The organism is Pseudomonas sp. RHF3.3-3 (assembly GCF_048069595.1).
Classification (GTDB): Bacteria; Pseudomonadota; Gammaproteobacteria; order Pseudomonadales; family Pseudomonadaceae; genus Aquipseudomonas; species Aquipseudomonas fuscovaginae_B.
In genome coordinates this window covers 5,750,603-5,765,296 of record NZ_CP182250.1, presented here as the reverse complement: position 1 = coordinate 5,765,296, position 14,694 = coordinate 5,750,603, and the positions used below count along the sequence as shown (strand labels likewise).

14 protein-coding genes and 2 pseudogenes are annotated in these 14,694 nt (G+C 62.1%); 4 read left to right on the top strand and 12 right to left on the bottom strand.

Annotated elements, in window-relative coordinates; genetic code table 11:
- Window positions 1-41: 41 nt before the first annotated feature.
- Window positions 42-1,064: a transporter gene (locus ACMGT0_RS25225; RefSeq protein ID WP_054061595.1), complete on the bottom strand. Its 1,023-nt coding sequence runs from the start codon at window positions 1,062-1,064 to the stop codon at window positions 42-44.
- A gap of 276 nt (window positions 1,065-1,340) precedes the next feature.
- Here ACMGT0_RS25225 and ACMGT0_RS25220 point away from each other — a divergent pair, with 276 nt between their 5' ends.
- The gene (locus ACMGT0_RS25220; protein WP_416770269.1) at window positions 1,341-2,963 is read left to right on the top strand and encodes a methyl-accepting chemotaxis protein; all 1,623 of its coding nucleotides are present in this window, start codon (window positions 1,341-1,343) and stop codon (window positions 2,961-2,963) included.
- Between the two features lie 122 nt (window positions 2,964-3,085).
- Window positions 3,086-3,529, top strand: a complete 444-nt coding sequence (locus ACMGT0_RS25215; RefSeq protein ID WP_416770267.1) for a hypothetical protein — start codon at window positions 3,086-3,088, stop codon at window positions 3,527-3,529.
- Between the two features lie 98 nt (window positions 3,530-3,627).
- On the opposite strand, the gene ACMGT0_RS25210 is transcribed toward ACMGT0_RS25215, so the two are convergent.
- Window positions 3,628-3,936, bottom strand: a complete 309-nt coding sequence (locus ACMGT0_RS25210; protein WP_416770265.1) for a PepSY domain-containing protein — start codon at window positions 3,934-3,936, stop codon at window positions 3,628-3,630.
- Window positions 3,937-4,240: 304 nt separating this feature from the next.
- Window positions 4,241-5,380, bottom strand: coding sequence for a glycerophosphodiester phosphodiesterase (locus tag ACMGT0_RS25205; RefSeq protein ID WP_416770263.1), 1,140 nt, complete (start codon window positions 5,378-5,380; stop codon window positions 4,241-4,243).
- A 226-nt stretch (window positions 5,381-5,606) separates the two neighbouring features.
- Here ACMGT0_RS25205 and ACMGT0_RS25200 point away from each other — a divergent pair, with 226 nt between their 5' ends.
- Complete coding sequence (locus tag ACMGT0_RS25200) at window positions 5,607-5,933, top strand: DUF2025 family protein (RefSeq protein WP_054057927.1); 327 nt, start codon at window positions 5,607-5,609, stop codon at window positions 5,931-5,933.
- A gap of 18 nt (window positions 5,934-5,951) precedes the next feature.
- On the opposite strand, the gene ACMGT0_RS25195 is transcribed toward ACMGT0_RS25200, so the two are convergent.
- The 6 genes and pseudogenes from ACMGT0_RS25195 to ACMGT0_RS25170 form a co-directional block, all read right to left on the bottom strand.
- The gene (locus ACMGT0_RS25195) at window positions 5,952-6,275 is read right to left on the bottom strand and encodes an antibiotic biosynthesis monooxygenase family protein (RefSeq protein WP_054057928.1); all 324 of its coding nucleotides are present in this window, start codon (window positions 6,273-6,275) and stop codon (window positions 5,952-5,954) included.
- Window positions 6,272-6,982: a CTP synthase gene (locus ACMGT0_RS25190; RefSeq protein WP_273820350.1), complete on the bottom strand. Its 711-nt coding sequence runs from the start codon at window positions 6,980-6,982 to the stop codon at window positions 6,272-6,274. Before ACMGT0_RS25190 ends, ACMGT0_RS25195 begins: the two co-directional genes overlap by 4 nt.
- A gap of 162 nt (window positions 6,983-7,144) precedes the next feature.
- Window positions 7,145-7,579: pseudogene (locus ACMGT0_RS25185) on the bottom strand (methyl-accepting chemotaxis protein); the annotation flags it as partial.
- Between the two features lie 114 nt (window positions 7,580-7,693).
- Window positions 7,694-8,461 (bottom strand): annotated as a pseudogene (locus ACMGT0_RS25180) (PAS domain-containing protein); the annotation flags it as partial.
- A 178-nt stretch (window positions 8,462-8,639) separates the two neighbouring features.
- Window positions 8,640-9,722 carry a diguanylate cyclase gene (locus tag ACMGT0_RS25175; protein WP_273820353.1) on the bottom strand — a complete coding sequence of 361 codons (1,083 nt, stop codon included), beginning with the start codon at window positions 9,720-9,722 and terminating at the stop codon, window positions 8,640-8,642.
- 170 nt (window positions 9,723-9,892) lie between these two features.
- Window positions 9,893-10,507, bottom strand: coding sequence for a TetR/AcrR family transcriptional regulator (locus ACMGT0_RS25170; protein WP_416770261.1), 615 nt, complete (start codon window positions 10,505-10,507; stop codon window positions 9,893-9,895).
- 196 nt (window positions 10,508-10,703) lie between these two features.
- Between ACMGT0_RS25170 and ACMGT0_RS25165 the strand changes: the two genes are divergently transcribed.
- A complete protein-coding gene (locus ACMGT0_RS25165) occupies window positions 10,704-11,753 on the top strand; it encodes an MBL fold metallo-hydrolase (RefSeq protein WP_416770259.1) in 1,050 nt (349 codons plus the stop codon).
- Window positions 11,754-11,858: 105 nt separating this feature from the next.
- Here the strand turns inward: ACMGT0_RS25165 and ACMGT0_RS25160 are convergent, their stop codons facing one another.
- The 3 genes from ACMGT0_RS25160 to ACMGT0_RS25150 all read right to left on the bottom strand — a co-directional run bounded on the left by ACMGT0_RS25160 (window position 11,859) and on the right by ACMGT0_RS25150 (window position 14,439).
- Window positions 11,859-12,188, bottom strand: coding sequence for a helix-turn-helix domain-containing protein (locus ACMGT0_RS25160; RefSeq protein ID WP_054057934.1), 330 nt, complete (start codon window positions 12,186-12,188; stop codon window positions 11,859-11,861).
- A gap of 256 nt (window positions 12,189-12,444) precedes the next feature.
- On the bottom strand, window positions 12,445-13,692 hold the full coding sequence (locus ACMGT0_RS25155; RefSeq protein ID WP_416770256.1) for a ribonucleotide-diphosphate reductase subunit beta: 1,248 nt from the start codon (window positions 13,690-13,692) through the stop codon (window positions 12,445-12,447).
- 483 nt (window positions 13,693-14,175) lie between these two features.
- Window positions 14,176-14,439: a DUF2790 domain-containing protein gene (locus ACMGT0_RS25150; protein WP_081005978.1), complete on the bottom strand. Its 264-nt coding sequence runs from the start codon at window positions 14,437-14,439 to the stop codon at window positions 14,176-14,178.
- Window positions 14,440-14,694 lie beyond the last annotated feature (255 nt).

Genomic DNA, 14,694 nt, shown 5'->3' with positions numbered 1-14,694 from the left:
GCTGCCGCCAGGATGAGCGGGTACACACTGAACCCGGGGGCTCAGTAATCCTGGCGCTTGCGAAACGCCCAGCGTCCGGCCAGCAGGGTGAAGGTCGCCACCAGCGCCACCAGAATCCAGAACCCTTCCGGGTCGCCGGCCAGCGGGATGCCACCGACGTTCATGCCGAAGAAACCGGCGATGATGTTGATCGGCAGCGCCAGCACCGTGACCACCGTCAGAGTGAACAGGCTGCGGTTGGTCTGTTCGTTGACGGTGGCGGCGATCTCTTCCTGCAGCAACTTGATCCGCTCGCCCAGGGCCTCGAGGTCGCTGAGGATCAGCGAGAACTCCTCGGTGGACTTGCGCAGTTCCTTGACGTCCTCCTTCTGCAGCCACTGTGGCGGGCGGTTGAGCAGCCGCAGCAGCGAGCCCGGCTCAAGGGCCAGCAGCCGTTGCAGGCGCACCAGCACCCGGCGCATGGCACCCAGCTCCGCGCGATTGATGGTCAGGCGCTGGGCGAGCAACTGGTCCTCGATCTGGTCGACGCTGAGGGTGGTCTTGCGCACGATCTGGGTCAGCACTTCACCCTGGTCGCGCAGCAGGTGCACCAGCAATTCCAGCGGCGAACGGAAGTGTTCGCCGGCCTTGACCGAGGAGCGCAGCTTGTCGACCGAGTGCAGGGGCTGCAGGCGGGCGCTGATCAGCAGCTTGCTGCGTGCGCAGACCCAGAGTGTCGAGACATCCGAGGAGGTCATGCTGCCAAGGTTGAACACCACGTCGTTGACCACCGCCAGCAGGGCGTTGTCGACATGTTCGATGCGGGTCGAGCGTGAGCCTTCGTGCAGGGCTTCGAAGAACTCGTCGGGCAGCGACAGATGGGTGGTCATCCAGCGTTCGCAGGCCGCGTGGGCGAGGTTCAGGTGCAGCCAGAGAAACGCTTCGTCGTCCTCGGGATTCTGCAGGTAGCGCAGGGCGGTGGCGGAGTCGATTTCCTCGCCGCGCTCGCCGGCGCGAAAGCGAAAACCGTAAAGCAGGCCGAACAGGTCCGGATCGCGGTGACTTTGGTCAAGGCTGTGGTTCATGGAGGCTCGCTGAAATGAAGCGCCCGAAACATTTTTTTACAGGTTCGCTTGAGCCGCATCATCTCAGGGCGTTTTGACATTTTTGTTACGGATTGACGTGCACAATCGCGGCCCATGACCGGTGGTCGGCTCGACTCAAGCGCCGTGCCGGTGCGCCGATGGCGAAGGTGTAGGCTGCGGCGTTTTGGGCCACAAGCCACGATGTCGCTGACAGGGATGTTTTGACTGTTCGCACTCCTGATCGGAGTGCCCAATCCCTGTCCAGAGATACCCACGATGTTGCAGAAATCCTTGAGAGCCCAGATTCTCGCGCTACTGAGCGGCAGCCTGTTGGCGATGCTGTTGATCGCACTGACCTGCTTCCACTTCCTGTCCAACGGCATACGCGACTATCGGGAGCTGATCGGGGGGCCGTTGCTCGCGTCGCAACTGGTGGACGAGGCCAACCTGCGGTTCAAGGAGCAGGTGCAGGAATGGAAGAACGTCCTCTTGCGTGGCAAGCAGCCTCAGGACCTCAACCAGTACTGGCGCCAGTTCGAGGATCGCCAGCGTGACGTGCAGGATATTCTCGGCCGCCTGGCGGCGCAGCCGGCTATCGACAGCAGCCTGAAGGCCCAGGTCGAAAGGCTGCGCGAGGAGCACCGCCAGCTCGGTGTCGCCTACCAGAAGGGCCGTGATGCCTACGTTGCCAGTGGCGCCGAGCCGAGTGCCGGCGATCAGGCGGTCAAGGGCGTGGACCGTGCCACCAGCGAGCAGATGAGCGTGCTGGTCAGCCAGTTGCGCAAGGCCGGCGATGCACAGTCGGCCGCCATCAGCGAGGCCGCCGGGCGCACGGTCTGGAGCGGTATCGTGGTGATGCTGGTGTCGGGTCTGCTGATCGCGCTGCTGAGCCTGTGGCTGGTCAATCGCAACCTGGTCGAACCGATTCGCCGCCTGATCGACTATGTGGCGCAACTGAGCCATGGCCAGTTCGCCGAGCGCGTGGCCGCCGACCGCCAGGATGAGCTGGGGCGTCTGGCCGTTGCCGCCAATACCCTGCGGGACTTTCTCGCCGATACGTTCAATCGCCTCAAGCTCAGCACCGCCAACCTGGACAGTGCCAGTGGCGAACTGAACGCGATTGCCGGCCTGATGGCTACGGGTACCCATGAGCAGTTCGAACGGACCGACCAGGTGGCGACGGCGATGACCGAGATGTCCGCCACGGCCCAGGAAGTCGCCCGGCACGCCGCCGCTGCGGCCGGCGCCGCCGACGAAGCCGACCGTTCGGCCCAGCAGGGCGAACTGGTGATGCAGTCGACCATCCAGACCATCACTCGCATGCGCACGGAAATCTCCACGACCGCCACGGTCATTCGCCAGCTGGAAAGCGACAGCGGGCGGATCGGCAAGGTGCTTGAAGTGATCCGCGGGATCGCCGAGCAGACCAACCTGCTGGCGCTCAACGCGGCCATCGAAGCGGCACGGGCCGGCGAGGCCGGACGTGGTTTCGCGGTGGTGGCCGATGAAGTTCGCAGCCTGGCCCAACGCACGGCCGCGTCGATCCTGGAAATCAACCAGATCATCCAGTCGGTGCAGACCGGGGCGGTGGACGCGGCCCAGGCCATCGAGGGCGGCCAGGCCCGCAGCGACGAAAGCGTGGAGCAGGTGACCGAGGCCGGCGCGATGCTCGAGCGCATCACCGCGGCCGTCGAGGCCATCCGTGACATGAACCGGCAGATTGCCACGGCCGCCGAGGAACAGACGTCGGTGGCCGAGGATATTTCCCGCAACCTCACCGAGATCACCGCGATTGCCAGCACCAACCTGGACAACGTCAAGCGTACCGAGGCAGCCAGCAGCAATCTGCACGGCCTGTCGGGGCAATTGAACGAAGTCACCGCCAGGCTGGAGGCCTGATTCGCCAGTGAGCGGGGGGGACTGTGTATCGAGACGCTGACCAACGGGATACAGGATAGGTCTCAAGCCGGCCGGCGTTATGTCGATCATGGGGGTATCACCACCTGAATAGGGCGTTTCCCATGGTTAGCATCACCTCGGTCACTATCACCCCAAGCCTGTCCACCAGCACGTCCACCAAGGCGGCGAGCAGCGACGACACCACGACGACCGGTACTGTCGCGGCCAGCACCACGGACACCACCAAGACCGGTGGTACCCAGGCGGCCGCTGGCGGCGGCGCGGCGGGCAGCGGCGACAGCTCCAGTTCGGAGTCCGATACCGTCAAGGCGCTGCGCAAGCAACTGGCCGAGTTGCAGAAGCAGTTGCAGGAACAGGAGCAGCAATTGCAGAAGGCCCAGGCCAGCAACGACAGCGACGAAGCCAAGGCGACTGCCGTGGCCACCGCTTCGGCTCAGGTCGCGACAATTTCCGCCTCGATCCAGACCGTCACCGCGGCCTTGACCCAGGCGCTGCAGGAGTCCGGCAGCAGTACGTCGGGCGGTACCGTCAACACGACCGCCTGAGTGCTTGGACAGCATCTCCCGGGGTTATGGGAGGATGAAAACGAACAAGCCGCACGTTCCGGGTGGAACGCGCGGCTTGTGATTCACGGGGCGGACGATCAGCTGTCGCGCTTCTCCTGCAGGACGGCGGCGCTCTTGGCGTCGAGTTTGACTTCCCACTTCACGCCGTCGGCGGCCTTGAGTTCGACTTCATAGACATAGCCACCACTGGTGACATGGTCCAGTTCGGTGTCGGTGATGGTCGCGCCTGGGTACTTGGCCAGGGCGGCCTGGTTGAGCTTGTCGAAGTCGGCGATCGCACCGGATTTCAGCAGCCCGGGAATGTGGTCCGGACGGACATCGGCCGAAGCGAAGCCGGCAACGAGAGTCAGGGCGGAGGCGGTCAGCAGGGTCGAGAGGGCTTTCATCGGGGGATTCCTTGTCTGGATGATTTCAGTGGGGTCAGCCTAAGTGTTGCAACTTAATTCACCCTTAAATTGACCCCTGTTCTTGCTGACTGACGATTGCGTCGTTTGTTCAATCGCGCGTAGAGCGCGCCTTTCAAGCGCCAGGCGCAGGCGGCGCCACAGTACCAGGCGGTGACCGGCGCCTCGGGCGTCAGGATCACCTGATGGGCGGAGTGGGCATGGGGCGCGGTGGCCCCAGCTCACCGTGGATCAGTGCGTAGTCACGCCCCAGCCAGAGGACGCCGTTCCACTCGCGCTCCTTCATTCAGTAACCGTTGGCCTCGAGGATTTGCGGCACGGTTTTCGGCGAGGCGCGCTTGAAGTACTTGAGCAGTTCGGAGGCGCGGTTGGTGAAGATGCCATCGACACCGGCGTCCATGACCTTCTTGAAGTCCACCGGTTCGTCGACGGTATAGACGTGAACCAGCAGGCCTTTATCGTGGGTCAGCTGGTTCATCCACGGTTTGACCAGGTCGGAGTAGCTCTGGTCGCCGCCATGGGTCAGTTCGGCCGACGGGCCGGTGCCGATGGCGCCGTTGGCCTTGGCGAAGTCCACCCACTTGATGAACTCGGCCTTGTCCTTCGGTTCCTGCTTGGCGTAGTAGGCGGCCTTGGTCTTCTCGCCGGAGTCGGCGAAGCTGACGTTCGACTTGGGTTCGATGCTGCCTTCGCCGACCCACAGCAGGAGAATCTTCGGCGTGTTCGGCATTTCCTTCTGCAGCAACTCCAGGCTGCTCTTCTCGAAGGTCTGCAGGATCACCCGGCCGGCGCCCTGGCCGACCTGTGGCTGCTCCTTGGAGTGGACCTTGTCCGGGCCGAGCAGGCCACGTTCCTGCAGCTTGTTCTTGAGGTCATGCTCGATACCGGGGAACTGCTTGGGTTCCTTGGTCTCGATGTACAGGCCGGGGCGATGCCTGGGGTTGGCCTGGGCGATGTCGATGATCTGGTCGAGGCTGAGAATCTTCAGGCCGACATAGGACGGCCGCGCGCGCTCGGGGTAGGCCTTGTTGAACCAGCTGCCGGCGTCCAGGGTTTGCAGCTCGGCCCAGGTGAACTCGTTGGCCGGGCTGTCCTTGCGTTCGGGGAACTTGCTGGCGACGTCGGTGGTGCGCGACAGGTTGTTGTCATGCAGGGCGAAGATCACTCCGTCCTTGCTGCGCTGCAGGTCCATTTCCAGGTAGTCGGCGCCGAGGTCGCGGGCCAGGGTGTAGGAGGCCGCGGTGGATTCGGGGGCATCGAAGGACGCGCCACGGTGGGCGATCACCGCCGGATGGGGAATCCCGGCCTTGGCCGCGAGCTCGGCCGGGGTGGTGCCGGCTTGTGCCGTGTCCAGCCCCATGGCCAGCAGCAGGCTCATGAGCAGAGCGCTTTTCTTGAAGGTGGCGGCGCTGAAGGTGACAGGCATTGCGAATTCCTTTCGTACGGAGTGAAGGCCCTCTTTTAACAACTGAATGCTTCAAGTGCTATCGCGAAATGGCTGCAAGAGCCGGTTGTGTCGTTTTTTCGACACAATCAGGACGGATTTTGCAGTAGGCTTGAGCGACAGTTTCCCCTGTAGAAGGAAACGCGCTGCCCACCTTGTGTGTAAACCATCGACCCATGGGCCTTCGGGCTCGCCAGTGAGGTTTACCATGCGCATCACTTCCGAACTCATCTGTCAGGCCGCCGACCAGCTCAAGGGTTTCGTCGGCCTGAATCGCAAGACCGGCCAGTACATCGTGCGTTTCAGCGAGGACTCCTTCGGCATGGACGTGGCCGACGACGGGATCATTCCGGCCAGCGAATTCGTCTGGCTACCGGCAGGGCAGGAGGCCATGCGTCTGGCCCGGGAGCGGATCCAGTTGCTGTTGGATCAGAACATCGACCAGCGGATCAACATCACCGAGCCGTTGCGGGTGTACATGCAGCGGGTGGACATGCCCCAGATCGCCGCATTGCGCCGGGTCGTGCCGGGCTGACACGAGCGGGCGGCCGGCTCAGCGATCGAAGCGATAGGCGCGTTCGACCTTGCAGACGCGGGTCTGGCACGTCTCGTACCAGGTCGAGCGGCCGCGCTCGCGGATTTCGCTGTGCTCGGCATGCTGCTTCCAGGCCAGGATCGCCGTCTCATCGCGCCAGTAGGAAACGGTGATGCCCAGGCCGTCATCCCCCCGCGCCGACTCGACACCGAGAAACCCCGGCTGCTCGCGAGCCAGGTCGAGCATGCGCCGGGCCGCTTCGGCATAGCCCTGGTCGCCTGCGGTACGCAGGGAGGTGAAGATCACCGCGTAGTAGGGAGGCTGGGGCGTGCTGGCAATCATGCGTGTTCTCCGGCACAGGCGCTCAGGAAGGCACTGACCAGGGGTGGCGCGATACCTTGCAGGGCGGCCCGCTCCGGCTGGAACAGCGTCGCGACGAAAAACGGATGGTTTGCCAATTCGACGGCCCGCAGTTCCCCCTTGTCGTCGTGGCCGGTGGCTTGCAGGTCGGTGTCGAGCAGCGCCGCTTCGAAGGCCGGGTTGATGCCGTAGCGGCAGTGATAACCCTCGTGGGTTCGCTGGCTGGCATAGGCCCTGGCTATACGCGAGCCTTCGACCAGGCGGATGCCGTCGGTGGCTTCCACCAGGGAGCAGCTCAGCGCCGAGATCACCGCGCGCGGCGAATCCGGCGCTTCCTCACCGTGCTGCGCGTCGTCCCAGCCGAGCACGTGACGGGCATATTCGAGAATCGCGTACTGGAAGCCGGCACAGGTGCCGAGGTAGGGGAGTCGTTGTTCACGAGCATGGCCAATGGCAAGCAAGGCGCCATCGAGGCTGCGATACGGGCTGGCGGGAACGCACCAGATGCCGTCGAAGCCTGCCAGATCGTCCGCGGTCTCGATGCTGTCGGTCGCCACCCAGTGGGCCTGCACCTGCAGACCGGTGGCCTGGGCGGCCAGCTGCAGGGCCACGGGGATGGCCTTGTGGGCCGTCACTTGCGGGTCGTGATCGCCGACCAGGGCAATCTTCAGGGCAGGGCGCAGTTCCATGGGCTTCTCCGGCTTGTCGGTCTCTGCGCCGGACTATAGGTCTGCCTGTTCGCCAGCAAAATAGGCATTCGCTCAAGTGAACAATGCCGTTGTGCAATCAAGTCGCGGGACGACGCGACAGGCACGCCAGGGCATCTGCCGATGTCCTGGCGTGTCGGGTGCTCAGTGCACCCTGTCGTTGGCGAACATGCTGACCGCCTGTACGGCATTGCTCGCCCCGTCGCGGATCTGCAGGATCACCGTACCGGCCTCGTCTGCCAGGCCGACGCCCTTGGATGCCCGGTCGCGGGTGCCGTTCATGCTCTGGATGGCCTGCTGGGTTTCGCTCTGGATCATGCCGATCATGCTGGATATCTCGGCGGTGGAGCCGCTGGTACGTGCCGCGAGCAGACGGACTTCATCGGCCACCACGGCGAAGCCGCGACCCTGCTCGCCGGCCCGGGCCGCTTCGATCGCGGCATTGAGGGCTAGCAGGTTGGTCTGCTCGGCGATCCCGCGAATGGTGTTGACGATGGCGGTAATCTGTTCCGAGCGCTCGCCCAGCTTGGCGATCAGATTGGACGAACCTTCGATGTTCGAGGCAATCTCGCGCATTTCGCTGGCGGCCTGCTGGATCACTTCGGTGCCTTGCTCGGCGACCCTGCGGGTCTCCACCGAGATGTGATAGGCCTGGCTCGCGCTCATGGCGTCCTGGGCATGTTTCTCTTCCCGCCGGGTCACGTCCGAGGCGAACTTGACCACCTTGCACAGTTTGCCGCTGGCGTCGTAGACCGGGTTGTAGGTGGCTTCGAGCCAGACGCTCTGGCCACGCCTGGTCACGCGTTCGAACTGGCCGCTGAAGAATTCGCCCTGGTTCAGGCGGCGCCAGAAGTCCTGGTAGTCGCTGCCGCCGACAGTGGCCGGGGTGCAGAAGATCCGGTGATGCTTGCCCTGGATTTCGGCCAGGCTGTAGCCCATCAGGTCGAGGAAGTTCTGGTTGGCGCAGATCACCGTTCCGTCGGGCTTGAACTCGATGGCGGCCATGGCCCGGTCGATCGCCTGCAGCTTGCCGTTGGCTTCGCTTTCCTGCTGGATCTTGGCGGTGACGTCCATGGCGTACTTGACGATTTTCACCGCCTTGCCGTTCTCGTCACGGATCGGGTTGTAGCTGGCTTCGAGCCAGACGCTCCGGCCATCGGCGGCGACCCGCTCGAAAGTGCCGGACTCGAATTGGCCGGCCTTGAGGCGTGACCACAACTGGCTGTATTCGGCACTGCGAGCATAGGCTGGCGAGCAGAACATGCGATGGGGCTGGCCGAGCACCTGCTCCTGGCGATAGCCCATGGTCTTGAGGAAGTTGTCGTTGGCGCGCAGGACGATGCCGTCGAGATCGAATTCGATGACGGCCATGGAGCGGTCGATGGCCGCGAGCAGGTGGGCCTGTTGGTCGATGGTTTGTTGCAGGTCTTGCAGGGCTTTCTTATGGGCTGCAAAAAACATGGCATGAGAACTCGGAGAGAGGGGAGATCTATCCCTTTCCAGGCCCGGCAGACCCTTGGGGGAAGGGCGCCGGTGGCCAGCGTTCCATGGATGGCACTTTGCCTTATATTCTTATACAAAATAGATTGGTCTTGTACAAGAATCCGCCGTGTGGTTCTTTGCAGTAGCCGAATGGCGCTCAGGCGGAGCTTGCCAGGTACTCGTCCGAGGATTCGGTATTTTCACCGTCGGTGCTGTTGACCTTGTTGCGCCCGGTATTCTTGGCGATGTACAGGGCCTTGTCGGCCTCGTTGAGCCAGGCACCGGCGTCCTTGAAACTAGCCCGGAAGGGCGCCAGGCCGATGCTCAGGGTGACCCGCAGCTCCGGTATTTCCTCGCTGCGCAAGTTGCTGAAGACCTGGCGCAGCCGCTCCATGATCTCGCTGGCCTGTTCCAGCGACAGGCCCGGCAGGATCACGCAGAACTCGTCACCGCCATAACGCCCGGCCAGGTCGTGTTCACGCAGGTTGGCCTTCAGGTCGCGGCTCAACTGGCGCAGTACGCTGTCGCCGATCAGATGGCCGTAACTGTCGTTGATGGTCTTGAAGTGGTCGATGTCGATCAATGCGATCGCCGCCTGGCAGTGCGTTTGCCGGCACTTGTGGAACTTGATCTGCAGCAGGTCCTTCCAACTGCCGTGATTGAGCAGCCCGGTCAGGCTGTCGGTACGGCTCAGGGCGCTCAGTGCACGCTTGTGGTCGGCGAGCTTGATCGCCACCTGGAAGCTGCCCATGCCGATGACCACCGGGTACAGGATCAACACCGGCAGGCAGGCATAGATCTGGATCTGGGTGGTCACCCCGTTGAACGCCGGAGTAAAGATCAGCCAGGAGACGAGGATCCCCAGCAACTGCGCGAGCAAGCCCCTGAGCATCAGCCGCGGGCCGCCAGCGGCGACGTTGTGCATGGTCATCAGCGCGAGCATGTTGACCGTGACGAGGGGATTGAACTGGATGGTCGCCGCCCAGAAACCACCCATCAACGAGTCGATCAGGATGTTGCGTCGTTCCGCCCGGTACGGATAGTGGGCGTGTCGGGCGATACGATAGGCCACATGCGGCCAGATCACGGCGTTGAATGCCAGCAGGGCCCAGATCCAGATTGGCATCGACAAGGGGGCGAGTGCGGCGATGATGCTGAAGCAGCCGACGCCTACGCCTATCATGCGGGGCAAGTAGATGCGTCTGGCAAATGATTGCCCTTTGCCTCGATGGATTTCCATAGGTCTCTGCGTCACTTATTTCTTTGTCGGAACACAGGCAATGTGTTCGGCACGGAAGCGCTATTCGTCTGATAAGCAGGATGAATATTGTCGGGGATTCCGTAAAGAATAATCAGTGTCCTTCCAAGCCATTTCTAGGGTTTGGCAGGTGATTTGGCGGGGCGTGTCGGCTATTTGACGATTTCGTAGCCGGAAAGGAACAAATCCAGCGCCGATTCTATGACGCGTGTCTGTGTCGCGGTATCCAGCGGTGGCTGGCCGAGGGAAATCTGCGGCCAGAAGGCGAAGGCCTTGAGCAGGCCGTAGATCTGGTGAGTGGCGAATTCGGGGTCGACCGCCTTGAGTTTGCCGTCGGCCTGGGCGTCGCGGATCCACTGCTTGAAACCTTCCTCCTGGCTGGCCAGTCGCGAGACCATGTCCTGCGCGCGCTCGGGCGCATGAATGGTGGCTGCGATCGCCACCCGTGCCAGATCGAGAAAGTTGCTATCGTTGAACAGCCGCATCTTGCGCATCAGCATGTCGCGCAGTTGCTCGCGCAGGGGGCGCTGCGAGTGATAGGTCATGTCCATCTGCGCGGCACTGCTGGCCCATAGGCGATGGAGAATTTCGGCGAACAGGTCTTCCTTGCTCTGGAAGTGGTTGTATACCGTACGCTTGGAGACCTCGGCCTTGGCCGCGATCCGGTCCATGCTGGTCACTTCGAAACCGTCGGCGCGAAAGGCCGCGATGGCCGCCTGGATGATGGCTTCGCGTTTACGGTCGGTGAGGCGCAGGGGGACGGTCATGGGCAGGCTTCGGCAGGTCAATAAAAGTTACACTCGGCAGTTTACTTGGCGAGTACTTTGGCGCAAGCTAGAAACTACACTGTGTAGTGTAGTTCTTTTCTGCAACTTCGTCCGATCAAGGTTTGCCTGCGGCGGCCCCTGATCTTTCAGCACCTGAGCGTGGGAACTCCTTCGGGTTCCCGGGAGTCACCCTGTCATGACCATTCGTTCGCGTATTGTCGCTGGATCCTCATCCCGGAAAGAGCAGGGCGCTTTTCGCAACCTGGCGCCGACACCCCACGGCGGCCTGGGCAAGACCTTGGGTATCTTCTGGAAAATGATCTTCCAGAAACCGCGCAATACCCGGCCGGCGGGCAGCGTACCGGTCCAGGCGCTGAGCCGTGAGCAGTTGCTTGCGGCTGCCGACTTCAGCGTATTCCGTCTCGGCCACTCGACCCTGCTGCTCAAGTTGCACGGCAAGTTCTGGCTGACCGATCCGGTGTTCTCCGAACGGGCCTCACCCGTTCAGTGGGCCGGACCGAAGCGTTTCCATCAGCCGCCCATCAGCCTGGAAGAACTGCCGCCGATCGAGGCGGTGATTCTTTCCCACAATCACTACGACCACCTGGACCACAAGGCGGTGTTGGCACTGGCGGCCAAGACCAAACACTTCCTGGCCCCGCTGGGCGTTGGCGACCTGCTGGTCAAATGGGGCATCGCCGCGCAGAAGGTGCAGCAACTGGACTGGTGGGAAGAGACGGTCGTCGAGGGCATCCGCTTTGCCGCTACACCGTCGCAGCACTTCTCCGGAAGGACGCTGTTCGACAACAACCAGACCTTGTGGGCCTCCTGGGTGATGATCGCCGATGACGTGCGGATCTTCTTCAGCGGCGATAGCGGTTACTTCGACGGCTTCAAGCAGATTGGCGAACACTATGGGCCGTTCGACCTGACGCTGATGGAAACCGGTGCCTACAACGTCGACTGGCCTCATGTGCACATGCAGCCGGAGCAGAGCCTGCAGGCGCACCTGGACCTGCGGGGGCGCTGGCTGCTGCCGATCCACAATGGCACCTTCGACCTGTCGTTCCATGCCTGGTACGAACCCTTCGAGCGGATCCTGGCGCTGGCCTGGGACAATAACGTGTCCATCACCACCCCCGCCATTGGCGAAGCCTTCAACCTGATGCAGCCCCATCGCGGGCGCGCCTGGTGGCTGGAGGTGGAACAGGCCCTGGAGAATGAATCCGCCCTGAGTACTCGCTAGGCGATCCAGGAAACGCCCCTGCGTTCACCCGTTTGCGTCGAAAGCCGGCGGGCCCGACCCGGTGCCCGGCTTGCAGGGCAGGCCGGCAGTGCCGACCTGAATCGATTACTCGATCAGTTCGTAGTCCTGTCGTTCGATCGGGTCCGGTGTAGTGCCGCGAATGTTCATTCCACGGCCGGGTGCAAAGCCTGGGAAGAATACCAGGCCTTCGGCCTCGAAGCGAAAGGCCAGGGCCAATCGGGTGACATCCCTGAGGGAATCGCCCTTCTCGAAACGCTGTACGGCGGCCACCGAGACGCCAGACTCCTGGCTCAACTGCTCGCGACTCCAACCCAGCATCGCGCGGGCCTGCCGGCAGTGCAGCGGGGTGAATTGATGCAGGACCATGCGTTCAACGGTAGTACTCATCACATGATTGGCAGCTTGGCTGGACATGGCGCTCTCCAGGATCGATGGGTTGACTTGAAAATACTGTTTTTTTGTACAGTTGTTTTCGAGCTGGAGCAAAGGATTTTTCGGCAATCCGACTATCGGTCGCCGGTCGGCACCGAGTAGGCCTGGGTGTCTGATCGGGAGGCTTTTCGATGATGTTGAGGGCTCATTGGCGGGCAAGCCCGCCAATGGCCCACCTATGAAAAAGCCCTGAACAGGTCAGGGCTTTTGGCATCGCGATCCATGCGTGCGGGACGAATCAATCCCAGCTCAGTGCACCGCCGGTCTGGTACTCGATCACGCGGGTCTCGAAGAAGTTCTTTTCCTTCTTCAGGTCCATGATCTCGCTCATCCACGGGAACGGGTTGGTGGTGCCCGGGTACTCTTCCTTCAGGCCGATCTGCGACAGGCGACGGTTGGCAATGAACTTGAGGTAGTCCTCCATCATCGCCGCGTTCATGCCCAGCACGCCGCGCGGCATGGTGTCACGGGCGTATTCGATTTCCAGCTGGGTGCCCTGCAGGATCATCTGGGTCGCTTCTTCCTTCATCTCGGCATCCCACAGGTGCGGGTTCTCGATCTTGATCTGGTTGATCACGTCGATGCCGAAGTTCAGGTGCATGGACTCGTCGCGCAGGATGTACTGGAACTGCTCGGCGACGCCGGTCATCTTGTTGCGCCGGCCCATGGAGAGGATCTGGGTGAAGCCGCAGTAGAAGAAGATGCCTTCGAGCACGCAGTAGTAGGCGATCAGGTTGCGCAGCAGTTCCTTGTCGGTCTCGACGGTGCCGGTGTTGAACTGCGGGTCGGAGATCGAGCGGGTGTACTTCAGGCCCCAGGTGGCCTTTTTCGCCACCGAGGGGATCTCGTGGTACATGTTGAAGATCTCGCCTTCATCCATGGCCAGCGATTCGATGCAGTACTGGTAGGCGTGGGTATGGATCGCCTCCTCGAAGGCCTGGCGCAGGATGTACTGGCGGCACTCGGGGTTGGTGATCAGGCGGTAGACGGCCAGGACCAGGTTGTTCGCCACCAGGGAGTCGGCGGTGGAGAAGAAGCCCAGGTTGCGCATGACGATACGACGCTCGTCGTCGGTCAGGCCTTCGGGGTTTTTCCAGAGGGCGATGTCGGCGGTCATGTTGACCTCTTGCGGCATCCAGTGGTTGGCGCAGCCGTCGAGGTACTTCTGCCAGGCCCAGTCGTACTTGAAGGGCACGAGCTGGTTGAGGTCGGCACGGCAGTTGATCATGCGCTTCTCGTCGACGGCGACACGGGCCGAGGCGCCTTCGAGTTCGGCCAGGCCTTCGGCGACATCGAGGGCGTCGAGGGCGGCCTTGGCGCGGATGATCGCGGCGGAGTCGCTGGCGGTCACGGCACGGGCTTCGAGGGCGGCGGCACCGCCGGCGCTGTCCAGGCGATCGAGGGTGGCTTCGCTGGCCTGGCCGGTCTTGCTCTCTTTTTCTGCTACTTCGCCGTCTTCTTTGTCGAATTCGTCCCAGCTCAGCATGACGTGTCGTCTCCTGCGTGAGGGCCTGACGCCGGTGTGAAAACACGGATGGGCGGTTTATCACACGGCACGATGGCCACATTGGATATAAGGAATCGTTGCTTGCACCGGCTGTGCAGGCAAACAACGGGAAATTTGTACGGGGCCCCGAGGGGCGGATGGCGCGGGGATGACGCCGGTTCCTGCAGCGATGCCAGCGTGAGAACGCTACCCTGCAAGGGAATATTGCAAGCCCGTTTTACCGGGACATTATAAGGGCTTTTTGCGGTCAGTGGTGTGACGGATTCCGCCCTTGCGTGTGCTTGGGCGGGCACGGCTCGGGTTTGCAGGGCTTTGGCGGCAAAAGAATTTTTTGCCTGGCGGGGGTGTTGGCGACGAGTGGTTCGCTGCGAGAGGCGGCCGGATGATGACCGTTGTGCAAGGACACCCTTGCCGCAGCCGCAAGAATCGCTTCCTGCGGCAAGCGGCTTTCAAAGCGGGCGATCAGCCGTTGGAACAACCATTACCCATTACACGATATTCCATGACATGCCGAACACCCTGGGAGTCTTCATAAACCATGCGTGCCGGTACAACTTCGCAAACTTCCGGAATTTCACTCATGGAGATAACTTTGTGAATATCCGGGTGCATGGAGTAAGTGTATTCCTCTACCGGCAGGTTCCGGCTGGCTACATCGGTCGCCGCCTCGTCGGCCATGGCTGTTGCACAGAGGCTGCTGAGGACTAAAGCGGCAAAAAGTTTCATCGGTTCACCTATTGATGGTCGTGTAGGGGCACGCGGCCCTTGTGGGACCACGTGTGAAGCTCTGGAAGTTTGAATTCGAATTAACGGCCTTCGTGGGGGCTGTCGTCTGGTTAATTCGTTGCCTTAGTTGGCGAAGTTGATTTTAAGAGTGCGCCAGTCGTTCATACAGGTGGGCTTTTGATAAAGACTATTGACAAAACCTGTAACAATCGTCGAAAAAACGTCCTGCCCGAAGATATTTTCCCTGGGCCGAAT